Source organism: Veillonella intestinalis (assembly GCF_943192895.1).
Lineage (GTDB): Bacteria > Bacillota > Negativicutes > Veillonellales > Veillonellaceae > Veillonella_A > Veillonella_A intestinalis.
In genome coordinates, this window is the sequence record NZ_CALPCB010000008.1 from 25336 (window position 1) to 47874 (window position 22539).

19 protein-coding genes and 1 pseudogene are annotated in these 22539 nt (G+C 39.4%); 17 read left to right on the top strand and 3 right to left on the bottom strand.

Annotated features, from left to right (window positions below; all coding sequences use genetic code 11):
- Nucleotides 1-308 precede the first annotated feature (308 nt).
- Genes NFR27_RS07450 through NFR27_RS07460 form a run of 3 tightly spaced genes read left to right on the top strand, consistent with a single transcriptional unit; the run spans nucleotide 309 to nucleotide 3863 of the window.
- Nucleotides 309-2027, top strand: a complete 1719-nt coding sequence (locus NFR27_RS07450; RefSeq protein WP_251442126.1) for an FAD-binding protein — start codon at nucleotides 309-311, stop codon at nucleotides 2025-2027.
- Nucleotide 2028: 1 nt separating this feature from the next.
- Nucleotides 2029-2985 carry a succinate dehydrogenase/fumarate reductase iron-sulfur subunit gene (locus NFR27_RS07455; RefSeq protein ID WP_251442128.1) on the top strand — a complete coding sequence of 319 codons (957 nt, stop codon included), beginning with the start codon at nucleotides 2029-2031 and terminating at the stop codon, nucleotides 2983-2985.
- Nucleotides 2985-3863 (top strand): CoB--CoM heterodisulfide reductase iron-sulfur subunit B family protein, encoded by an 879-nt coding sequence (locus tag NFR27_RS07460; protein ID WP_251442130.1) that lies wholly within the window; start codon nucleotides 2985-2987, stop codon nucleotides 3861-3863. The genes NFR27_RS07455 and NFR27_RS07460 overlap by 1 nt, the downstream gene beginning before the upstream one ends.
- 197 nt (nucleotides 3864-4060) lie before the next feature.
- Here the strand turns inward: NFR27_RS07460 and NFR27_RS07465 are convergent.
- A pseudogene (locus tag NFR27_RS07465) lies at nucleotides 4061-4737 on the bottom strand (lactate utilization protein).
- Between the two features lie 693 nt (nucleotides 4738-5430).
- Between NFR27_RS07465 and NFR27_RS07470 the strand changes: the two are divergent.
- The 14 genes from NFR27_RS07470 (at nucleotide 5431) to NFR27_RS07535 (ending at nucleotide 20261) form a co-directional block, all read left to right on the top strand.
- Nucleotides 5431-6951: an anthranilate synthase component I family protein gene (locus NFR27_RS07470; RefSeq protein ID WP_251442134.1), complete on the top strand. Its 1521-nt coding sequence runs from the start codon at nucleotides 5431-5433 to the stop codon at nucleotides 6949-6951.
- Nucleotides 6932-7498 carry an anthranilate synthase component II gene (locus NFR27_RS07475; RefSeq protein WP_251442137.1) on the top strand — a complete coding sequence of 189 codons (567 nt, stop codon included), beginning with the start codon at nucleotides 6932-6934 and terminating at the stop codon, nucleotides 7496-7498. Before NFR27_RS07470 ends, NFR27_RS07475 begins: the two co-directional genes overlap by 20 nt.
- A 55-nt stretch (nucleotides 7499-7553) precedes the next feature.
- Nucleotides 7554-8570 (top strand): anthranilate phosphoribosyltransferase, encoded by a 1017-nt coding sequence (gene trpD, locus NFR27_RS07480; RefSeq protein ID WP_251442466.1) that lies wholly within the window; start codon nucleotides 7554-7556, stop codon nucleotides 8568-8570.
- Between the two features lie 12 nt (nucleotides 8571-8582).
- On the top strand, nucleotides 8583-10016 hold the full coding sequence (trpCF, locus tag NFR27_RS07485) for a bifunctional indole-3-glycerol-phosphate synthase TrpC/phosphoribosylanthranilate isomerase TrpF (RefSeq protein WP_251442152.1): 1434 nt from the start codon (nucleotides 8583-8585) through the stop codon (nucleotides 10014-10016).
- A 93-nt stretch (nucleotides 10017-10109) separates the two neighbouring features.
- Entirely contained in the window at nucleotides 10110-11306 is a 1197-nt protein-coding gene (gene trpB, locus NFR27_RS07490) for a tryptophan synthase subunit beta (RefSeq protein WP_251442155.1), read from the top strand.
- Nucleotides 11299-12099: a tryptophan synthase subunit alpha gene (gene trpA / locus NFR27_RS07495; protein WP_251442167.1), complete on the top strand. Its 801-nt coding sequence runs from the start codon at nucleotides 11299-11301 to the stop codon at nucleotides 12097-12099. Before trpB ends, trpA begins: the two co-directional genes overlap by 8 nt.
- 256 nt (nucleotides 12100-12355) lie before the next feature.
- Complete coding sequence (locus tag NFR27_RS07500; protein WP_251442170.1) at nucleotides 12356-13210, top strand: hypothetical protein; 855 nt, start codon at nucleotides 12356-12358, stop codon at nucleotides 13208-13210.
- 96 nt (nucleotides 13211-13306) lie between these two features.
- Entirely contained in the window at nucleotides 13307-14578 is a 1272-nt protein-coding gene (locus NFR27_RS07505; protein WP_251454959.1) for an Nramp family divalent metal transporter, read from the top strand.
- A gap of 291 nt (nucleotides 14579-14869) precedes the next feature.
- Nucleotides 14870-15472, top strand: a complete 603-nt coding sequence (locus NFR27_RS07510) for a hypothetical protein (RefSeq protein WP_251442172.1) — start codon at nucleotides 14870-14872, stop codon at nucleotides 15470-15472.
- On the top strand, nucleotides 15450-16202 hold the full coding sequence (locus NFR27_RS07515) for a YaaA family protein (protein WP_251442175.1): 753 nt from the start codon (nucleotides 15450-15452) through the stop codon (nucleotides 16200-16202). The genes NFR27_RS07510 and NFR27_RS07515 overlap by 23 nt, the downstream gene beginning before the upstream one ends.
- A gap of 92 nt (nucleotides 16203-16294) precedes the next feature.
- Nucleotides 16295-17413 carry a [FeFe] hydrogenase H-cluster radical SAM maturase HydE gene (hydE, locus tag NFR27_RS07520; RefSeq protein WP_251442178.1) on the top strand — a complete coding sequence of 373 codons (1119 nt, stop codon included), beginning with the start codon at nucleotides 16295-16297 and terminating at the stop codon, nucleotides 17411-17413.
- Nucleotides 17414-17667: 254 nt separating this feature from the next.
- On the top strand, nucleotides 17668-18456 hold the full coding sequence (locus NFR27_RS07525; RefSeq protein ID WP_251442181.1) for a DUF3100 domain-containing protein: 789 nt from the start codon (nucleotides 17668-17670) through the stop codon (nucleotides 18454-18456).
- Nucleotides 18456-18935 carry a hypothetical protein gene (locus tag NFR27_RS07530; RefSeq protein WP_251442184.1) on the top strand — a complete coding sequence of 160 codons (480 nt, stop codon included), beginning with the start codon at nucleotides 18456-18458 and terminating at the stop codon, nucleotides 18933-18935. The genes NFR27_RS07525 and NFR27_RS07530 overlap by 1 nt, the downstream gene beginning before the upstream one ends.
- Complete coding sequence (locus tag NFR27_RS07535; RefSeq protein WP_251442187.1) at nucleotides 18936-20261, top strand: amidohydrolase; 1326 nt, start codon at nucleotides 18936-18938, stop codon at nucleotides 20259-20261.
- A 288-nt stretch (nucleotides 20262-20549) separates the two neighbouring features.
- Here the strand turns inward: NFR27_RS07535 and mscL are convergent, their stop codons facing one another.
- Nucleotides 20550-21008, bottom strand: coding sequence for a large-conductance mechanosensitive channel protein MscL (mscL, locus tag NFR27_RS07540; RefSeq protein WP_251442216.1), 459 nt, complete (start codon nucleotides 21006-21008; stop codon nucleotides 20550-20552).
- A 308-nt stretch (nucleotides 21009-21316) separates the two neighbouring features.
- On the bottom strand, nucleotides 21317-22513 hold the full coding sequence (cytX, locus tag NFR27_RS07545; RefSeq protein WP_251442218.1) for a putative hydroxymethylpyrimidine transporter CytX: 1197 nt from the start codon (nucleotides 22511-22513) through the stop codon (nucleotides 21317-21319).
- Between the last annotated feature and the right edge of the window lie 26 nt (nucleotides 22514-22539).

Consider the following 22539-nt stretch of genomic DNA (forward strand, 5'->3'; position numbering starts at 1 on the left):
GGTTTTCGTTTAGTTATTACTTTTTTCTATTCTGAAATATAAAAGAATAGAATACATATAAAATAAACGTTGATTTACTGGGAAATGACAGTTGTATATGCATTAATTATACCCTAAATTGAAGGGAATTAACTAATTGATATAAATTATCATTTGTGAAGTATGTTTTCAAGTATGAGTAATTGAGTTTGGACAAAAACCTTTAAAAACCGCTATAATTAAGTAACAAGCTATAGGATTGGTATGCAACAGGTATCGCATACCGTTAATAAGACTGTAGGAAGTAGGTACAAGTTTAGGAGGTTATTATGGAACAGTTTGATGTTCTAGTAATAGGCAGCGGCGGAGCTGGCCAACGAGCAGCTTTAGAAGCAGCTCATCAAGAAGGTTTGCGCGTTGCTCTTATTACCAAAATTTTCCCTAGTCGTTCAGCAACGGCTATGGCTCAAGGCGGTATTAATGGCGTATTAAACAATGTAGCAAAAGAAGACACTATTGAAGATCATATCTTTGATACTGTAAAAGGTAGTGACTATCTTGCTGACCAGGACGCTGTTGAATTCTTTATCAGTCGTTGTCCTGAATTAATCAAAGAACTTGATTACTTTGGTGTGCCATTCTCCCGTACTAGTGAAAACAAAATTGCACAACGTAATTTCGGTGGTCAAGCATATCCTCGTACATGCTATAGTGCCGATAAAACTGGTCATGTAATTTTGCATACCTTGTATGAACAATGCTTAAAGGAAAATGTACATTTCCTTCAAGATTGGTACTTATTAGACATCGTAAAAACTGACGACGGCTCTGTAGGTGGCGTTGTTGCTTGGAATATGAAAGAAGGCCGTGTAGAAAAAATCGCTACTACTGCATTAGTAATCGCTACTGGCGGTGCTGGTCGTATGTACTGGACACGTACTTCTAATCCTTACCTTTCTACTGGTGACGGCATGGCAGCTTGCTTCCGCGCTGGTGTAGCTTTGAAAGACCCTGAAATGGTTCAGTTCCATCCAACTGGTCTTGGTAAGAGCGGTATCTTAATGTCCGAAGCTGTTCGTGGTGAAGGTGGTTACCTCTTAAATAATAAAGGGGAACGTTTTATGAAGGACTATGCGCCTAGTAAAATGGAATTAGCACCTCGTGACGTTGTAGCAAAAGCTATCGAAACTGAAATCGCTGAAGGCCGTGGCTTTGGTACTGGTCTTGATGCCTATGTAGTAGCTGACGTTCGTCACTTACCAAAAGAAGTTATTCTTGAAAAACTTCATGGTATTCGTGACTTGGCTATCACATTCGAACATGCTGACCCATTAGTTCAACCAATTCCAATTCGTCCAACTTGTCACTATTCCATGGGCGGTATTGATGTTAACGATTACAAAACTTGCGGTACTTGTGTACCAGGTTTATTTGCTGCTGGTGAAGCTGCTTGTGTATCCGTACATGGTGCTAACCGTCTTGGTGGTAACTCCTTGGCTGACGCTGTTGTATTCGGTAAAGTAGCTGGTGAAGGCGCTGTAGATTATGTAAAAAATAATGCAGCTAAAGACGCTACTAAAGCTCTTAATGATGCAGCTAATAGCTGGGAACAAAAATTCCGCGAAGTAACTAGTCGTACAACTGGTCGTCCTATTGCTGAAATTCGTGATGAAATGGCTCTTTCCATGTGGAATAACGTAGGTATTTTCCGCGAAGAAGCTAAAATGGAAAAAGAATTAGAAACTTTAAATCGCTTGATTGAAGAATATAAAACTTGCTACGTAGGCGATACTAACCGTACGTTCAATATGGCTTTCGTAAATTACATTGAAGTTGGTAGCTTGTTAACAGTAGCAAAAGCTGTTACTTTAGGCGCTCTTCGTCGTAAAGAAAGTCGTGGTAGTCACCTTCGTGAAGATTACACGAAACGTGATGATGCTAACTTCTTGAATCATACTGTAATTAAACTTAAAGAAGATGGCGAATACGAAGTAGGTCAAAGTGAAGTTGTAATTACCCGCTTCGAACCAAAAGAAAGGACGTACTAAGATGAGACAGATTACTTATAATATCCATCGTTATAATGAAGGTCGCTCCTATGTACAGACCTATTCCTTTGACTATGAACCAGATCGTACAATCCTTTGGGGCCTTCAAAAAATTAAAGATACTATCGATCCAAGCTTAACATTCATCGCTGCTTGCCGTAGTGCGGTTTGTGGCGCTTGCTCCATCAAAGTTAATGGTCAAGCTATGCTTGGTTGTGAAAGCAAAATTGACGATATTACTGAACGTTTTGGTAGTGATACGATTGAAATTGCTCCAATCGGTAACTTCGATGTAATCCGTGACCTTGCTGTTGACTGGGAAGCTAAAGTTAACCGTCTTAAAACAGTGGCTCCATGGATTTTCATGAAACCTGAATTTAATCGTGATATGGGTTCTCGTCAAACTCCAGAAGATTTCAAAAAATTTGTTACTAACACAGAATGTATCCTTTGCGGTTGCTGTGCTTCCGAATGTAATAAATTGACTGCAAATCGTGAAGACTTCTTGGATCCATATGTATATACAAAAGCAAATCGCTTTGTTCAAGATTCCCGTGATGTTGCACCAATGGCTCACGTAAATCCTGCTTTTGAAAATGGTCTTTGGAAATGCGTTCATTGCATGAACTGTATCTCCCGTTGTCCAAAACATTTAAAACCAGCTAAAGATATCTCTGAACTTCGTGCAGTAGCTACTAAAGCTGGCTTGACTAATAAAGGTACTCGCCATGCTATCGCATTCCGTGAAGACCTTATTAAAACAGGCCGCTTGAACGAAGTAACAATGAGTCTTAAAACAGATGGTCTTGTAGACTCCGCTAAACAAGGTCTCTACGCTATGCGTCTCTGGGCACATGGTAAGATTAATCCTCTTGAACTTGTAGTTCCACACAAACCAGTTCAAGGTATTAAGGATGTGCGCACCATTGTTAAAGCAGCAGAGGAGGCAGAAAGATAATGAAATACGCATTTTTCCCTGGTTGTGTACTTGAAGGTGCCGCCAAAGAAGATTTTATCGCCACTGTTGCGGTTGCTAAGAAATTAGGCATTCAAATTGAAGAATTAGAAGGTTGGACTTGCTGTGGTGCATCCCATGTTCAAGATATCGACCCATTAGGCGTTCTTGCTACGAATGCTCGTAATATTGCTTTAGCTGAAGCACAAGGCGTTCAGTTAATGACAGTTTGTAACACTTGTACGTTGATGCTTCGTGAAGCTAAAAACGAACTTGATCGCGATGAAACTCAACGCGCTCGCGTTAACAATATTTTAGGTCAAGCGGGCTTAAAATATAAAGGTACTAGCGATGTAACTCATTTCTTATGGGTATTAATTCGTGATTATGGTTTGAACAACCTAAAAGCTAAAGTTGTTAAACCTTTAAGTGGCCTTCGTGTGGCTGAATATTATGGTTGCCATATTCTTCGTCCAGCTGAAGAAACTGGTTTTGAAGATTTCCAAATCCCAACTAGTTTAGCTGACGTAATCAAAGCTATTGGTGCTACACCAATCGACTTCTCTCGTAAGCTTGATTGCTGTGGTTTCCATGCTGTATATCCAGCTCATGATTCCGTAATGCAAATGACTGGTTCCATCAATGCTGATGCAGCTAAAGAAGGGGCTGACTGTGTAGTAACACCTTGCCCACTTTGTCAAATGCAGCTTGATATGTTCCAGAAAGAAGCAAAACAATATGTTCCAAACGACAAAGATATGCCTATTATTCATATGAGTCAGTTAATCGGTTTAGCATTAGGTATTAGCCCTGCTGAACTTGGTATGACTAAACGCCATATGACTAGCACTGCAGCTTTGAATCGTTTCGTAGGTGCATAATATTAGGTAATACAGGTTCTCGTTAGATAGCTTGTACCTATAAAAATCCCCTGTTCATTAAGATGAACAGGGGATTTATTTTTATTAAATTTATATATAATATTTAAAAGATGGGCAAAATGTGTTACTAAAAGATGGATAAAATGTGTTACTAGTTAAAGGCTTTGTATTTTTACATACAGTTTAAGGCAAGGGGATTAGAAACCTAAGTCTTCATTGATGATAATAATCTCCATAATATCCATATTACGCATTTTTTATAGTAGATTGTTAAGGCATTGCAAATTCGATCAGGTGAAGCACAATCATAACATTTATCTTGACGAATGGCGCAAGGGTTTTTAGTAGATTTTTTGTTTTTTACTACATTTTGTGGCGCGGCAATATTCCGTGCACGATAAATGGCTGAGCTTAGGTCAGGCGTGATTTTATTGATGCCTACAACAAAGAATACTTCTTCTGAACCAAAAAGGGAGCAGGCTACACGATTGCCAGTTCCATCAATATTTACCATTTCCCCTGTTTGGGCTAGGGCATTAACTGAGGTGAGGAATACGTCTCGTTGCATAGTGCGTAACGCAGTTTGGCGAAAGTTTTCACCGTCTAAGGGGCGTTGGATGTCAGTTATCTCTTTATTCTGTCCTTCTAAGGCTTCATAGACCTGTATAGTTTGTAAGGTTCTAGAATCGCCTAAGGCCACTCGTTTATTTTGAATTCGTGATTTTAAATAGGCAATAGCCTCTTGGCGATTTTCAAAATAATGAACTACAAAATTATTGCGTTCCAAATTTTTAATAGTTTTGTTAATATCAATTGTCATTTCATTTGGTGTAGGATTAGTTACTGCATCAATGGTAGTATTTGTATTAGCCATGGGATTCTCCTTAATGGTTATGAAATGGTATATATAGTATATATAGTGTATATTTGTATTGTACCACGATGAATTTATTGTTCCTAGGCGTAAATTTTATCTTGACAGATGAGAAAAATCTGTTTATTATAATATACAACCTTAGTGGACAGAGTATTACTTCAAAAGGACAAACTTGTGGAATTTGTATGTCGTTGAATGTAAACTAAAGACTAATAAGGTTGATTATTTGAGAAGATAGAGAATACTTAGCTGATAAAAAAGAGTGAGAGACATTTGCTAAGTTTTATAATTAAATAAGGTGCTCTTAAACCGTAGAGACGGAGATAAAAATAGGACGTGCACTTACAGAGAGTGAAGGTGGCTGAGATTTCACAGAACGCAGCTTATTAAATGGACCGTTGAGGGCGCTAGGAACGATTGGACACTTTGCTTTTAGCTAGATAGCTAGGTATAAGTAAAAGCAATGCGGATTTTATGTCTGATTTAGTATGTAGCGACGCGACATTGGCGTTAACAATGAGGGGTATGTTAGTACCCTGCGAATGAGAGGGATATGTATGTAATTAGTTACTAGTAGGGTATACTGTAATTATTATAGCTATTCAAACAAGGTGGTACCGCGAGTTTATAAGACCCGCCCTTGGCATGTATTTGCCAAGGGCGTTTTTTTATACCCAAAGGAGAGTAAGTATGAGTTCTATATCATTAGAAGAATTAAAAAGATATCAATCAGAATTTCCTATAGTGCCAATTTACAAAGAAATATTTGCTGATGTACGAACACCTATTTCTGTTTTAAAAGCGTTAAAGAAAGTTAGTAAAACAGCATTTCTATTAGAAAGTGCTGATAATAAAGAGAATTGGGGGCGTTATTCGTTTTTAGGCTTTGATCCGCTATTAGAAATTACGTGCAAAGAATCTGTGATGACAATCAAAGGGGTGACGACACAACAGTTTACTACAACAGCGCCAAATGAAGTGATTCGCCATATTTTAAACGAGTATAAAAGTCCTCAGCTAGCAGGGCTACCTACTTTTACAGGTGGTTTAGTTGGCTACTTTGGCTATGAATATATGAGCTATGCAGAACCTACGCTGCAAGAAGGATTTCAGAGACAAAGGGAGCGATTAGCTAAGGTAGATGAGAGTGTTAAACCGAGTTTTAATGATGTAGATTTAATGCTCTTTGACAAAGTAATTGCTTTTGATCATTACCGCAATAAGATATTTGTAATCGTCAATATTCGGACGGATGAACTGGAGACCAATTATTATAAAGGGCAATTAGAATTGGAAAGTTTGGTTAAATTAGTGGTAGCTGGCGAAGAGGCTGAATTAGCTTCAGGGCAACTTCTTACTGAATTTAAGGGTGAGTTTACAGAAGCTGAATTTATAACAGCTGTAGAGACTGTGAAAACATATATTAAGGAAGGGGATATTTTTCAAGGCGTTCTTTCTAATGGACAGTCAGCAAAGTTTCAAGGCAGTCTGTTAAATGCCTATCGCGTGTTGCGAACTACAAATCCTTCGCCTTATATGTTCTATTTTAGTAGCCCTCAATTAGAACTTACTGGTGCTTCGCCAGAGACATTAGTGAAAGTTCGCCAAGGTCAGGTAGCCACTTTTCCCATAGCTGGTACAATGCCACGAGGGCGGACAGAAGCAGAAGATATAGCATATGAGCAGCAGTTATTGAACGATGAGAAGGAATTGGCAGAGCACAATATGTTAGTTGATTTAGGGCGTAATGATTTAGGCCGTGTATGTCAATTTGGTACGGTACAAGTTGAATCATTGCGAGATGTTCAGCGGTTTTCTCATGTTATGCATATTTGTTCCTCTGTTACAGGTACTTTGCGAGACGGAAAGGATGCGTTAGATGCTTTAAGTGCTACTTTACCAGCAGGCACTTTATCCGGGGCGCCGAAGATACGGGCGGTTCAAATTTTGCAAGACCTTGAAAAATCACCACGCGGTATTTATGCAGGGGCTATCGGCTATATTGATTTTTCAGGTAATATGGATACTTGCATTGGGATTCGCATGGCCGTAGCTAAAGAAGGACAGGTTCTTGTGCGAGCTGGTGCAGGGATTGTGCAAGATAGTATTGCGGAGCGTGAATATGAAGAAACTCGCAATAAAGCTCAGGCAATGATTGAAGCAATTCAAAAAGGAGCAATGGTGACAGCCTATGGTATTACTGATAGATAATTATGATAGTTTTTCCTTTAATTTGTACCAATTAATAGGTTCTATGAGTGCGAAGGTAAAAGTAGTTCGTAGTGATGAACTAACGGTGCCTGAGGTGCTAGCATTACAGCCAAGTCATATTGTATTGTCCCCAGGACCTGGGCGACCTAGTGAGGCGGGCATTTATGAAACATTGATTTCAGAAATAAAAGGCAACATTCCTTTGTTGGGCGTATGTTTAGGGCATCAAGCAATTGCTGAAGCCTATGGCGGTACGATTGGCTATGCTAAAGAGATACTTCATGGTAAGGCCAGTGAGGTTACGCAATTGACGAAATCTGTCTTATTCGAAGATATACCGACTACCTTTCAGGTAGCACGTTATCATTCGTTAGCAGTAATAGGGGATACGTTACCGAATGACTTAGTAATAACAGCTGAGACAGCGGATGGTGAAATTATGGCGTTAGAACATCGTCAATATCCTATTTTTGGAGTACAGTTTCATCCAGAATCAATTTTGACCCCTTGTGGGGCACAATTAATAGAGAATTTTTTAGCCCTATAAATGAGATACGGGTAATACGTTGATAAAAAAGAGAATGAGAAAGAAGAGTGAAAACATGATACAAGAAGCAATCGAAACGGTAATAGAAGGTCGTGATTTGACCTATCAAATGGCTTTGCGAGCTATGCGTGAAATTATGGAAGGGCGAGCAAATGAAGCACAAATGGGGGCTTTGCTTGGGGCTATGCGTTTAAAAGGCGAAAGTATTGATGAAATTACTGGCTTTGCTCAAGGCATGCGTGAAAAGGCGGTGCCAGTAGTTCATGAGCAAGAGGTGTTTGAAATTGTAGGAACTGGTGGAGATAAGGCAAATACTTTTAACATTTCCACTACGGCAGGTTTTGTTATTGCCGCAGGCGGAGTACCCGTAGCTAAGCATGGCAATCGCAGCGTATCCAGTAAATGTGGCGCAGCCGACTGTTTAGAAGCATTAGGTGTTCAATTAGCCGTGCCTAGTAATAGCAATCAGACTATACTGAACAAGGTGGGCATGTGTTTTATGTTTGCCCCTTTGTACCATAGTTCTATGAAATATGCTGCCCCAGTTCGTAAAGCTTTGGGTATTCGCACTGTATTTAATGTGTTGGGGCCTTTAACAAATCCTGCGGGAGCCACTAAACAGTTAATGGGAGTTTATGATAAAAGTCTAGTAGAACCATTAGCGCAAGTGTTAGCTAATTTAGGTGTTCAGCGTGGCGCTGTAGTTCATGGCTTTGATGGGTTAGATGAAATTACAGCTTGTGATAAGACCTATATTTGTGAGATTAAAGAGGGCAAATTAATTTCGTATATTTTAGATCCGGCTGATTATGGTCTAGAGTACGCAAAGCCCGCGGATTTAGTAGGTGGCGATGGTCCTACTAATGCAGCCATTACACGGGCTGTGTTGAGCGGTGAACTTGGTCCGCGGCGAGATGCAGTGCTTTTGAATGCTGGTGTAAGTTTCCATTTAGCAGAACCAAACACCTCTATTGCAGAAGGTATTACAAAAGCAGCACGTTTAATTGATGAAGGTAAAGCTTTGGCCGTTTTGGAGGCTTTAGTAGAAGCTACTAATGAGGCGGTAGGATAAGAGAGGTGACGTATGATTCTTGATACAATTGTGGAAGCAACACGTAGGCGCATTACTAAAGAAAAAAGTGAGAGGGCTTTAGAGGAATTAAAGGTACTCGCTACGTCACTAGCTGATTCAGAGTTGAGTAGAGGACCTTTTTCGTATCCCTTTGAAAAAGCTTTACGGGCGAGCGACATGAATTTTATTTGTGAAATAAAAAAGGCATCACCTTCTAAAGGAGTAATTGCGCCCTCCTTTCCTTTTGAACAGATTGCCAAAGAATATGAAGAAGCAGGGGCTGCGGCTATTTCTATATTGACAGAGCCAGAGTTCTTTAAGGGGCATGTTTCTTATTTAATGCGGATTCGAGAACAAGTTACATTGCCCTTGTTGCAAAAAGATTTTTTTATTGATGAATATCAGATTTATGGGGCAAAAGTATATGGGGCACAGGCCATTTTGTTAATCTGTGCGATTTTAACAGATGAAGAATTACAACGTTTTTATAATTTAGCTGATAGCTTAGGCTTATCTTGCTTAGTAGAAACTCATAGTGCTGAAGAAATAGAGCGAGCCTTAGCCATAGGAGCACGTATTATTGGTGTTAATAATCGAGATTTGCGAGATTTTACAGTCCATATTAAGCATAGTTTAGAATTGCGCCATTTAGTACCACCAGAGGTAATATTTGTGTCTGAAAGCGGTTTGGAATGTGCCAGTCATATTCAGCAATTACGCGAACATCATATACAAGCGGCCCTCATTGGGGAGCATTTCATGCGAGCTCCTAATAAAAAAGCGGCCTTGTCTGATTTATATGGTAGAACTAAACCTGTGATGACTAAAATTTGTGGTTTAAAACGACTCGAAGACATAGCAATTATTAATGAATTGGCGATAAAACCACAGTATGTAGGCTTTGTGTTTGCTAAGAGTTCACGTCAAGTAACAGCGAAGCAAGCTAAGGCATTGGCGGATTGTTTAACGCCAGGGATTCAAAAAGTAGGCGTTTTTGTGGAAGAGTCTGTAGCGCAAATTATGGAAATCGTAAAGATAGTTCCTTTGGATGTAGTGCAAGTATGTGGAGCACAGGCTGAAACAACTGTGAGGGCTTTGCAGCACCATTTATCCATCCCTATTTGGCGGGCCGTGTCTTTGCAGTCTAAGGCAGATTTAATGGCTTGTGAAAGTTCACAAGCGGATTTACTGCTCTTTGATACATATAAGCAAGGCTATAGCGGTGGCACTGGTGAAACTTTTGATTGGACACTTTTAGAAGATTGTAAACGACCTTATTTTTTAGCTGGTGGTTTAGGCACACATAATATTGCCCGTGCTATTCGTCAAGTACAGCCTTATGGGGTAGATATTAGTAGTGGGGTCGAAACAAATCGTGTAAAAGATAAGATAAAGATAGAGCAATTTTTGCAAACGGTATCCGACGTAACCGAAGCTGATAGATAAATAGATATAACTGAAGCTGACAGATAAAAAGATATAACAGAGATATATATGACAATTATATAGCAAGGTGAATTGTGTGAAAGAGGTAAGACTATGACAGAATTTAATCGAAAAGGGCGCTATGGTGAACATGGTGGTCAATACATTCCCGAAATATTAATGAATGCAGTTCTTGAAGTGGAAGCTGCTTATGAACAATATAAAAATGATCCAGCTTTTATTGCTGAATTAGAAGCGTTACAAGTAAATTATACGGGGCGGCCCTCACTTTTATATTATGCAAAGCATATGAGTGATGACTTAGGGGGTGCTAAGATTTATTTAAAACGAGAAGACTTAAATCATACAGGTTCTCATAAGATTAATAATGTTCTTGGTCAAGTTTTATTGGCACAACGAATGGGGAAAAAGCGGATTATTGCTGAAACAGGGGCAGGACAACATGGGGTAGCGGCTGCAACTGCAGCGGCGCTCCTTGGTATGGAATGTGAAATTTTTATGGGTAAAGAAGATACGGAGCGACAAGCACTTAATGTGTATCGTATGGAACTGTTAGGTGCTAAGGTATATCCTGTTACTTCGGGCACTATGACCTTAAAAGATGCGGTAAGTGAAACCTTACGCGAATGGACTCGTCGTGTAGAGGATACTTATTATGCAATGGGGTCAGCTGTAGGGCCACACCCGTTTCCTATGATTGTCCGTGATTTTCAAAGTATTATTAGTAAAGAAGCAAGAGAACAGATTTTGCAAGCTGAAGGTAAACTGCCTAGCATGGTTATGGCTTGTGTAGGCGGTGGTAGTAATGCAATAGGTATGTTTCATCATTTTATTGCTGATGAAACGGTTCAATTGGTAGGTTGTGAAGCGGCTGGTTTAGGCATTGAAACTAAAGAGCATGCAGCTACGTTAGCAAAAGGTACACCTGGTATTTTCCACGGTATGCGCTCTTATTTTGTACAGAATGAATATGGACAGATTGCGCCAGTGTATTCTATCTCAGCAGGCCTTGATTATCCAGGCATTGGACCAGAACACTCCCATTTGCATGATATAGGCAGAGCTACTTATGTGCCGATTACTGATGAAGAAGCTGTTACTGCTTTTGAATACGTTTCACGAACAGAAGGTATTATACCGGCGATTGAAAGTGCTCATGCCTTGGCACATGCTATGAAAGTGGCGCCGACAATGGGACGTGATGAATCTATCATTATTTGTTTATCTGGTCGTGGTGACAAAGATGTAGCCGCTATGGCTAAATATAGGGGGCACGATATTCATGAATAAGACAATGTATACAGACAATTTTGACATATCTACAGCGTTTGCTAAGGGCAAAGCGTTTATTGGCTTTTTAACAGCTGGTGATCCGAGTTTAGAGGCTACTGCGCGCTATATCCAAATAATGGCAGCAGCTGGGGCGGACTTAATAGAGATTGGCATTCCTTTTTCTGACCCTGTTGCTGAAGGGGAAGTTATTCAGCGGGCTTCGGAACGAGCCTTAGCCCAAGGGGCGTTGACCGATGCCATTTTTGATATGGTCGCCACTGTGCGTAAGACAGTGACAATTCCTTTGGTTTTTATGACCTATTTAAATCCTGTCTATGTATATGGGGCAGAGCGATTTTTTGCACGTTGTAAGGAGCTAAATATTCGTGGCATTATTGTGCCAGATTTACCGTACGAAGAAAAAGGTGAAATTGAGTCTGTTGCCAATGCCTATGATGTGACTTTGATTTCTTTAATTGCCCCTACATCGGAGCAACGAATTGAACAAATTACGAAGGAGGCAAAAGGCTTTATTTATTGCGTTTCGTCTTTAGGTGTTACAGGGGTCCGTAAAAATATTACTACCGATGTGGCTAGTTTAGTGACTACTATTAAAAAATATACAGCCATTCCTGTAGCCATTGGTTTTGGTATTGCAGAACCTGAACAAGCTAAAAATATGGCTACCATAGGGGATGGGGCTATTGTAGGTTCGGCGATTGTAAAAATTATTGAAGCCCATGGTAATCAAGCAGATACAGCTTTAGAGGCTTATGTAAAAGCTATGAAAGCCGCTGTTAGTGAAGTTTAATAGAGATATTGAATAGAGAACTGTGAGAAATGTCTAATGAGTAGGCTTTTTACCTACTTGTTAGGCGTTTTTTCATGAAATGTTTAGGTCCATTCGGTATAGTTTCTAATAGGGAGATTACTCGTTTGAAAGCTATGATTGAAACGTTAGGGCGAGTTTTAAATGATGCGGCTATTTGATAATGACTTTCAGTGATAGCGATAAATGAAAAAACATGATATAATATGGATGAATTAAGTTAATAAGGAGACTAACCATGAATTGGAAAAGAGTGTTATTAGTAGCCACTGTATGCACGGTTTGCACCATGAGTGCTAGTCAAGCCGATAATCGTTTAGCTGATGTAAAGCCTACTGATTGGGCGTACCAAGGAATACAGACTTTGGTAAAGCATGGGGCTATTACTGATACTAAAGGCTTGAACTTAAATGGGCAAGTATATACTCGTTATGAATTAACGCCTCTTGTGGCTGATATTGTAGAGAAACGGGAACAGATGAATGACACGGATAAAAATATTGCCATTCGTTTGTATAGTGAATTCCGTGATGATTTAATGCAATATAATCGTGATCAAGAAATTAGAGAAGGTAAGCGTGATGAAAGTGCTGCTGCTAATGGTGAAACGCCAGCTTTGACGAAGGAAGAAATTGCGGAACGCATGAAGTCTTTTGAAGTTGACCGCAGTCGTATCCAGACCGGCGGTGATGTGCGTATTCGCTTTGGCAAAGGTGGGAAAAATGATTTCCGCACCCGTGTAGGCGTTGTTATTGGCGGTAGTGATGTGGCCGCACCGGATGCTTTATTTGATAAAGTAGGTCGTCGAGCTATTGAAGAAGCAGATAAAGAAGCAGAAAAATCACGTGCTCAATTTGCTAAAAATCGAGCACGCATAGAAGCAGAAGAGGCTAAAGAAATAGCGGAGGCACAAAAGAAAGCCGATAAGGATGCGGAAGCTCAAAAGAAAACAGATACAGAAGTTGGGGCTCAAAATCAATCTGAGTCTGATAAGAATATAGCTAAAGCAGTTGAGGCTGAACAGGAAGCCAATAAAACAGCTGTATCAGGAGAAACTAATACAGCTACTGCAATAGAAGAAACTAAGGCATAGGCTAATGTAACATATAATAGTAACCATTTTAGTTGTGAGTTTGGGTTACTAGGGGGCATTAGAATGACCGTTTAGTAATGAAACAATAGATAGGGAATGGTGAAGTGTATGTTTTTGCGTCGTGTTAAAGAAAAATTAAATACAGTCCATCAACAACGAATGCAAGTATCTGAAGTATTTCGTTATATTGGACCAGGTATTATTGTAACAGTAGGTTTTATTGATCCCGGTAACTGGGCAGCCAATTTAGCTGCTGGGGCCATGTTTGGCTATGATTTGTTGTGGGTTGTTACCTTGTCTACAATTATGTTAATTCTTTTGCAACATAATGTGGCTCATTTAGGAATTGTTACCGGTCGGTGTTTGTCGGAATGTGCCTATGAAGCATTGCCACGCTGGTTGTCGCGAATTTTGTTAAGTACCGCTGGGTTAGCGGCTGCTGCTACGGCGTTAGCAGAATTTATAGGGGCGGCCATAGCACTTAAGATGCTCTTTGGAATTCCTTTATTTATTGGCTCGATTCTGACGGCTATTATTTGTACCCTTATGTTGTTAACCAATTCGTATAGTAAGCTCGAAAAGGTAATTGCCGGTTTCGTTTCGCTCATTGCATTGGCGTATTTAGCTGAATTATCTATGGTGGATGTAGATTGGGCTGCGTCTGGCTTAGCTTGGGTGAATCCTACGTTACCTAATGAATCTATGTTGGTTATTTTGAGTATTTTAGGGGCTGTTATTATGCCTCATAATTTATTCTTGCATTCTGAAATTATTCAGAGCCGTGAGTTTAACAAAGAAGATCCAAAAGTAATGCAAAAACGTTTGCGTTATGAGTTTTTAGATACTATTTTTTCTATGGGCATTGGCTGGGCTATTAATTCGGCTATGATTATTTTGGCTGCGGCTACGTTTTTCCAGCAGGGAATTATAGTAGAAGAGTTAGAACAGGCACAAGAGTTGTTGGTACCCCTTATTGGTCCGTCGGCAGGGATTATTTTTGCACTTGCTTTATTGTTTGCTGGATTTGCTTCTTCCGCTACAGCGGGGATGGCAGGAGCCAGTATTTTTGCCGGTATGTTTGGTGAATCTTACGATATGAAAGATTTTCATAGTCGTATTGGCTTAGCGTTGACGTATATTCCTGCTTTAGTGCTTATTTTGTTTATTCAAGATTCCTTTAAAGCGTTGCTTATTTCACAAATGTTCTTGAGTCTACAGTTGCCATTTACCATTTTCTTGCAATTATATTTGACTGGCTCAGCTAAAGTTATGGGTGTTTATAAGAACAAACCATCTACAGCTGTTATGTTGTGGGTTATTGGTATTGTAGTAACAGGCATGAATATTTTCCTGTTATTTGAAGCATAATTTTCTTGTTATTTGAAATATAAATGTTTGAAGCGTAAGCTATTAGTGAAAAAATTTTATAATTAGTATATTAGCTTAGACTAGTTAGAGTTGGGAGTATGCACTTAATAAGTATCTCCCAACTCTTTTGTGTTGTAGGAGTAGGCGTTGGCCTTTTCCTAGACGTATAGTCATGGAGCTTGAAAATATGCTATAATTATGTAATTAATGAGAAAATATAAGCGCTTTTAGCGATTGTATAATTAATTCTTTCAGTGTCATGATTTCATTTGTAAATAGGAGGTAATAACTATGGCAGATGTTCTTCGTTCTGACTATGAAGAGATTGTTGAAGATGTGTCGGTTCAGCTGCAATCACAATTGAATGCAGCCGAATCAGGTGCGATTATAGATTTATTTCAAAGCGATACCTTAGATCCAGCACAAAACTTTTTATTCTTTGGTGCTACGGAGCGTGCTTTATTAGAATACCGCAAAGGGCATAATAAAAAGACCGTGTTCGTGCGGGTACAGCCAGAAGGCTTAGCAACCGCGGAACCTGTGGCAACACCAGTAAGTGCTTTGTTAGACCGTTTAATTTTACGGCGCATGGATGAATTCATGCATGACAAAATTTTTATCGAAGATATTTTCTATGATGGGGAGCAGATTACCTACAGTGGAGCGGGCTTGAAAAATCGTCATGTAGTATTGCTTATTGATGGCATTGATGAAGGATCTCCTTATTTAAGTGAAGTTATATCTTTATGTGAAGAGATGAAGGCTAAGTTTATTGTTGCATTACCTCTTGTAATTTGGAGTGAAGCAGTACAAGAACGTTTGGCTCTTGAATTAAGTGAAGCTGGTGATGGGCAGCAAGGAATTGAAATCGATGAAAATACTCCTGTCTCCTAGTAAGACTAAGACTTTGCAAGGTGAACCAAGGGCGCCACTATTTCAAAGTGAGATGACTGCAGCAATTATTTCTCATCTTCAAACATTAAATGCGTCCGAATTAGGTAAAGCATTAAAGCTCGCTGAACCTAAAGCAGAGCCTTTGGTAGTGTTTTATAAAGACTATGAAACGCTACCCACTGGTACAGCGATTGAAAGTTATAATGGTTTAGCTTTTAAAAATCTGGCTTGGTCTAGCTTATCTGAAGCGGCACAGCAGTTTGGTGCTGACCATGTATATATTTTGTCTGCTTTATATGGTCTTATAAGTCCTTTGAGTCCGATTAAAGCGTATCGACTTGATTTAGTAGATCGAATTTTTCCTAACGGCGCCCCCGCAGATGGCCCATTAGGTGGCTATACATCTTTGTATGAGTATTGGACGCCTGTAGTGACAAAGGCCTTGGCTGCAGAAGATTGGTTATTGAATTTAGCTTCTAAGGAATACTACAAATTAGTGGATCATCCACGAATGGTTACAGTAGAATTTTTAGAGTTCAAACAAGGCGTTTGGAAGCAGTTAAGTACCTCCTCTAAACAAATGCGCGGGCAATTAGCTCATTATATGCTAGCGCATGGAGCGATGTCTTGGCTTGATTTGCCGTTACAAATTGGTGAATTCACACGTTATACAGAATTACCAACTACGTTAACCGAGCCATTAGTGGTGGCGTATCATCGTAACTCTTAATTAGTAAGTAAGTGAGAGTTGTGCGGCGGTGAAGAGGATGACATATAATTAAAGTTAGTTAATATAGTAAAGAGAGAACAGTAAGAGTGACTATGACAGTACAAGATATTTTGAAGAAAGACTTAGTGGGTTCTGACACTCTGACCGTGGAAGAATTACGTTTCTTGATGAGTGTTACTGATGAAGCTGACTTACAGGCTATTTATAAAAAAGCCTATGAAGTAAAAGCTCGTTATGTAGATAAAGTGGCGTATTATCGTGGTTTGATTGAATTTTCAAATCGCTGCATAAAAAACTGTGAATATTGTGGAATTCGCCGCGAAAATGACAAAACAGAACGTTTTGATATGAATCGCGAAGATATTATAAAAATGGCGCAGTGGGCGTATGATCATGAATATGGTTCTATTACGTTACAGTCCGGTGAGCGCAGTGATGAAGCCTTTGTTGATTATGTGGTTGAATTAATTCGTGATATTAAGGCTATCGGTGATGGCTCTTTGGGCATTACTATGTGTGTAGGGGAGCAGTCGGAGGAAGCTTATCGCCGTATGGTAGAAGCTGGGGCTAGCCGTTATTTGTTACGGATTGAAACAAGTAATCCTGAATTATATAGTAAGATTCATCCGAATGATGAGCTTCATTCCTTTGAAAAACGAGTAGCTTGTTTAAAAAGCTTGCGCAAAGTAGGTTTCCAAGTAGGCACTGGGGTTATGATTGGGTTGCCTCATCAGACGGAAGAGGATTTAGTGAATGATATCTTATTCTATCGTGATATGGATATTGATATGATTGGCATGGGGCCTTATGTAGTGCATCATGATACGCCATTAGGACAAGAAGCCTTGGCTATGGGTCTAGATGATAAGGCTGGCAAATTACGGCGCATTCAATTAGGACTAAAAATGATTGCCTTAACTCGTCTATTCTTAAAGGATGTAAATATAGCAGCCACTACCGCTTTACAAGCGCTTGATCCATTGGGGCGTGAGAAAGGCTTAGCCGCAGGGGCTAATATTTTAATGCCGATTATTACTATTCCAGAGCATCGGGCTAAATATTTATTGTATGATAATAAGCCTTGTGTAGATGATAATGCGGATAAATGTAAGGATTGCTTAACCCGTCGCGTTATGTCCATAGGTGATATGGTGGGCTGGAAACAAAATGGTGATTCTAAACACTATGGCAAACGAACTGGTTTATATTAAGCCGATTAGTTTGTATAGTTAATAAATTGTATGAAACAGGTAATTACTAATTTAGTAATTGCCTGTTTTTTGTTACAACGTATAGATAATAGGGGGATAGAGGATAAAAATGATAGACTTATTAAAAATATTACAAATTTATTAAGAGGTATTACAAATTGGTATGTTATTAGTATTGGCATTTATAATGACTTAGCGTATAATCAAATGTATATTTTTGAGTATACATTTATATATTGTGGGAGGACAAAACGATGGAGCTATTGAAAAATTGGAAGATTCATCTGCTGTGCTTGCTTATTACTTTGGTGGCGGAGTGGATAGGCATTCAGAAATTTGGTATTATTGTATTTTTGCCTTTACTCTATTCTTTGGTAATTGGTCTTGTTGTATCAATTCCTAAATTGAAAATTGTGACAGAGGAACAAATGATAGCGGCCTCTGATTATCTTAATATTTCAATTATGTTGCTTATGACAAAGGTTGGCTTGGGGATTGGACCTAATTTACATATTATTTTAAACTCAGGCTGGGCTTTGATTTTACAAGAAATTGGTCATTTCTTTGGTACTATTATTTTCGGTTTACCAATTGCCTTGTTAGTAGGTATGCGCCGTGAAGCAGTAGGCGCATGTTATTCCATTGACCGTGAAGCGAATGTGGCAATTATTATCGATCGCTATGGCTTCCATTCTCCAGAAGGTCGAGGTGTAATGGGGATGTATATTTGCGGTACTTTATTTGGTGCAATGTGGATTTCCGTATTAGCTGGTATGGTAGCGCAATTACAGTGGTTCCACCCATTGGCTTTAGCTATGGGCGCTGGTATCGGTAGTGCTAGTATGATGGCGGCGGCTACAGGCTCAATCGTAGCGGTCCACCCTGAATTTGAACGTGAAATTATGGCCATGGCAGGCGCTGCCAATTTATTGACCACTGTGGTAGGGGTGTATTTTAGTTTATTTATCTCCTTGCCAGTTATGGAACGTTTGTATACGATTTGCTCACGTGCATTAGGTCATGACACGAAGGAGGTGCGCTAATGAGCGGGGAAAAGACAATGACAGTTCAAGAAAAAATTATCCAATTTTTAATTGTTGTTATCATTGCAGCAGTGATTACAGCTATAGGCAATGTGTTAGATGGAAAACATGCATTCGGGCCTAGTATGGTAGGTTGCTTTGTATTAGCGGCTATTGCGTTTACTGGTGCTGTTATATCCTATATTCCAGGTTTTAATAAATTACCGATGGTATTCTGGGTTTCTATTTTAGGCGTTGTATTATCAATCCCTGGTGTGCCTGGGAGTGAATGGATTACTAAGCAAGCGGCTGAGGTTACTTTTTTAGCAACAACAACTCCTGTATTAGCGTATGCTGGTTTGTCCTTAGGTAAAGATTTAGGTGCTTTTAAACAATTGTCCTGGCGTATTATTCCAGTAGCCTTGGCAGTAGCGGCAGGAACATTCATTTGTGCTGTTTTAGTAGCACAAGTTGTATTGCATTGGGAGGGAGTTATCTAAATGGGTTTAACTAAAGCAGAAGTGAAAGATCGGGTATGTCGTGCCATTGAAGCGGCGATGCCTAAATTAATGGATGTGGCAGAGACTATCATGGCGGCACCTGAATTAGGATATAAAGAAGCGAAAACGACAGCGCTAGTACAAAAATTATTTACAGAACTTAATATTCCTTTTACAACGGGCCATGCCTTAACAGGTGTAAAAGGTCGTTTGAAAGGGAAGAGTGATGCGTATCGCGTAGCGATGATTGGCGAATTAGATGCTATTATTTGTCCTAAACATCCGCGTGCTGATGTGATGACTGGAGCGGCTCATTGCTGTGGGCATAATGTGCAAATTGCTAATATGTTAGCCGTTGCGATTGGCTTGCAGGCCGAAGGTGTATTAGAGGAATTGAATGGCGAAGTTGTTGTATTTGCAGTACCTGCTGAAGAGTATGTAGAGATAGATTATCGAAATACTTTGCGTGAAGCAGGAAAAATACGTTATTTAGGTGGTAAGCAACAGCTGATTTATGAAGGCGCTTTTGATGATATTGATATGGCCATGCAAATGCATGTAGAAACAGCAACTACGCCAACTGGTGAAATGGGGCTTGGCTCTACTTCTAATGGGTTTATTGGTAAATTAATTACCTATCATGGCAAAGCAGCTCATGCGGCAGCCGCACCTCATGAAGGGGTTAATGCACTGCAAGCAGCTATGTTAGGTGTGATGGGTGTTAATGCCATTCGTGATACCTTTAAGGAAAGCGATTATTTCCGCTTCCATCCAATTATTAATAGTGGTGGTAGTCTAGTGAATGTAGTGCCTGATAGTGTGTCGATGGAAAGCTATGTGCGGGCGTCTAATGTGGCAGGCATGATAGAGGCTAATAAGAAGGTAAATCGAGCTCTTAAAGCAGGGGCTGATGCGGTAGGAGCTACCTGTGAAATCAATGACTTACCTGGGTATATGCCTATGCGTAATGATACGACTATGAATCAATTCTTAAAAGAGAACTCCATACCTCTATTTGGTGAAGCGAATGTAATACAAGGGCCTCATATGGCTGGCAGTACTGATATGGGCGATGTGGCACATATTATTCCTGTAATTCATCCATGGGTAGGTTGTATTGAAGGTGTTTTACATGGCGCTGATTATAAAATCTCTGTGCCAGAGGTAGCTTTTACAAAAACGGCTCAAGCTTTGGCTATGACAATTGTTGATTTGTTATATGGTGAAGCAGAAGGTGCTCAAGCAGTAAAAGCAAATTATGAACCTGTATTTACTAAGGAAGAATACATTGCACTTATGGATAGTATTAGTGAAAATAAAGAATAATAAAAAGTTATAATAAAAAATCTATAAATCAGAGATGATAAAAAGGGACTATAACAAAAGATAGTAGATATATTTACTATCTCCGTTATAGCCCCTTTTTTGCGTGTTCAGAGATTTTAGATATTAAATGTTATATTACATAAACTCATCTATAATAAAATATACATAAAATAATATTGATTTTAATTGACGGTTTTAGTAGCAATGGTATTTATAATAGTGTGTTGTATAAAAAAAGAGGCAGAAAGTGTATATTAAGCACTTTCTGCCTCTTTAATATAGGTTTTCTTATGAAGCTTTTACTTCTGGTGTAATTTCAGATGTACAATGTGGACAACGAGTAGCATCTTCCGCTACTTCCTGTTTACAGAACGGACAAAGTGTTGGATCTTCAACAACTTCTTCTTTTTTAGGGAATAGACGGTTAACTTGTTTAATTACAAGGTAAATCGCAAATGCTACGATTAAGAATTGGATTAATGCATTTAAGAAACTACCATAGGCAATAACTGGAATACCAGCTGCTTTGGCTTCTGCTAAAGTAGCTGCCTGTTGCCCGTTTAAGCTAATAAAGAAATCAGTGAAATCAACGCCACCAAGAACCAAACCAATTGGAGGCATAATAATATCGCTAACTAAAGACGATACAATTTTGCCAAAAGCGGCACCAATAACAACACCGACTGCTAAGTCAATGACATTGCCTCGTAAGGCAAATTCTTTAAAACCTTTAATAAAATCGCTCATGTTTCATTCCTCCTAATGATACCCTTACATCACATATAGTTAGTTTTATATGTGGCTTTGTTAACTGTATGGTATTATATCTATAATTTCTGAAAATAGTATAGCATAACTTGTAGGGACTGTACACAAGAAAATTTATAAATTTCGATATGAATGTTATGCCGTATAAAATAGTAGTGAAAGCCGTTTTACAGGCATTTTTGTAGGTGTAGCGAATAGATTAAGCCGTCATAATATAAGTGCTTTATGACGGCTTGATTTATTAAATATGTTTCATGACATAGTCTTATTATAATTTACAATGAATATTAACTACGTTTCGATGATACGAAACGGCCTGTTACATAGGTAAGGGCGGCAATAATAAGCATAACGGGAAAGGTTGTGCCCATTGGTGTTTCATAGGTCAATACATTGCGATATAGAATAAAACCAAATAGCCATAAGGCTAGGTTGGGTAGGTAAAATTTACGCCCAGATGCATCCTGCTTAAGGAGAAAGTATTGGGTAAAGAGAATCGCAATCATGGGCGTGAATACTGAACCAATGAGAAATAAGAAGTTTTCATACTCTGTCATAGGTATAAAAATAGCTAGCAATATACCTATAATTGTTAGACTAATGGCGGTCTTTTTTTCAGATAGTTGAGGCCAAATGCTGACGGCGCTTACACCGGCGGAAAAGGCATCAAGATAGGTCGTAGTAACTGTTGCAAAAATTATAATGAGTAATGGCCATAAGCCAAGCCCTGTTTTGAGCATAACGGCTGCAATATCTGTTTCTCCTGCATATATGGCAGAACTAAGGCCAATTACATACATCCAAATACTAACTACTGTATAGGTTAGCGTGCTTACAATAGTGGCGCCTAGAGGCTTTTCCGCGTGGCGCGTATAGTCTGATACTAAAGGTAGCCAAGAAAGGGGCATGGCGGTAGCTAATTCAACTGCTGCGCCAAAAGAAAGGGCTTGATTATCGGTTATAGGCACTATTTGAGCTATGCTGGCTTGTGGATTAAAGATGATGAAGCTAAGCCAAACTGTTAGTATAAATAGGAGTGTCACTGCTATTAAGTTAAGGCGGGTCAAATTTGTAAAGCCTAGTAGTAGCCAAAGAATGATAAGGCCACCAATGATAAGTGACCATAGGGTGGTTCCTAAGGGATAAATGGCATCAGTTGCAGCGGCTCCGGTTATAATCATAACGGTAGTCCAGCCGATGAGTTGTAACACATTGGCTAACGCGAAGCCTGAAGCGCCTTGTCGCCCAAAGGCAAAGCGTACTGTTTCCATGGCACTAGCGCCTGTTTGGGCGCCTATAAGACCGGCTAAGAAGAAGAGGGAGCCACCGATGAGATGGCCTAAGATAATAGCCCAAAGTCCTTGCGTAAATCCCAGTGGCGCGAATAAGGTGCCTGTAAAAATCTCAGCGATTGACAAGGCGGCGCCAAACCATAATAAACTGTGGGATAAAAGCTTAGTTTTAGGAATTGTTGTTGTACTCATAGAATACCCTTTCCAACGGCTTATGC

Excerpts from the sequence above, each read along its gene's own strand:
- NFR27_RS07450 (WP_251442126.1), top strand. The coding sequence starts at position 309 with ATGGAACAGTTTGATGTTCTAGTAATAGGCAGCGGCGGAGCTGGCCAA.
- NFR27_RS07505 (WP_251454959.1), top strand. The coding sequence starts at position 13,307 with ATGGTGAAGTGTATGTTTTTGCGTCGTGTTAAAGAAAAATTAAATACA.
- NFR27_RS07530 (WP_251442184.1), top strand. The coding sequence starts at position 18,456 with ATGAGCGGGGAAAAGACAATGACAGTTCAAGAAAAAATTATCCAATTT.
- hydE (WP_251442178.1), top strand. The coding sequence starts at position 16,295 with ATGACAGTACAAGATATTTTGAAGAAAGACTTAGTGGGTTCTGACACT.
- NFR27_RS07460 (WP_251442130.1), top strand. The coding sequence starts at position 2,985 with ATGAAATACGCATTTTTCCCTGGTTGTGTACTTGAAGGTGCCGCCAAA.
- NFR27_RS07500 (WP_251442170.1), top strand. The coding sequence starts at position 12,356 with ATGAATTGGAAAAGAGTGTTATTAGTAGCCACTGTATGCACGGTTTGC.
- trpD (WP_251442466.1), top strand. The coding sequence starts at position 7,554 with ATGATACAAGAAGCAATCGAAACGGTAATAGAAGGTCGTGATTTGACC.
- trpCF (WP_251442152.1), top strand. The coding sequence starts at position 8,583 with ATGATTCTTGATACAATTGTGGAAGCAACACGTAGGCGCATTACTAAA.
- cytX (WP_251442218.1), bottom strand. The coding sequence starts at position 22,513 with ATGAGTACAACAACAATTCCTAAAACTAAGCTTTTATCCCACAGTTTA.
- NFR27_RS07510 (WP_251442172.1), top strand. The coding sequence starts at position 14,870 with ATGGCAGATGTTCTTCGTTCTGACTATGAAGAGATTGTTGAAGATGTG.
- trpA (WP_251442167.1), top strand. The coding sequence starts at position 11,299 with ATGAATAAGACAATGTATACAGACAATTTTGACATATCTACAGCGTTT.
- NFR27_RS07475 (WP_251442137.1), top strand. The coding sequence starts at position 6,932 with ATGGTATTACTGATAGATAATTATGATAGTTTTTCCTTTAATTTGTAC.
- NFR27_RS07535 (WP_251442187.1), top strand. The coding sequence starts at position 18,936 with ATGGGTTTAACTAAAGCAGAAGTGAAAGATCGGGTATGTCGTGCCATT.
- NFR27_RS07470 (WP_251442134.1), top strand. The coding sequence starts at position 5,431 with ATGAGTTCTATATCATTAGAAGAATTAAAAAGATATCAATCAGAATTT.
- mscL (WP_251442216.1), bottom strand. The coding sequence starts at position 21,008 with ATGAGCGATTTTATTAAAGGTTTTAAAGAATTTGCCTTACGAGGCAAT.
- NFR27_RS07455 (WP_251442128.1), top strand. The coding sequence starts at position 2,029 with ATGAGACAGATTACTTATAATATCCATCGTTATAATGAAGGTCGCTCC.
- trpB (WP_251442155.1), top strand. The coding sequence starts at position 10,110 with ATGACAGAATTTAATCGAAAAGGGCGCTATGGTGAACATGGTGGTCAA.
- NFR27_RS07515 (WP_251442175.1), top strand. The coding sequence starts at position 15,450 with ATGAAAATACTCCTGTCTCCTAGTAAGACTAAGACTTTGCAAGGTGAA.
- NFR27_RS07525 (WP_251442181.1), top strand. The coding sequence starts at position 17,668 with ATGGAGCTATTGAAAAATTGGAAGATTCATCTGCTGTGCTTGCTTATT.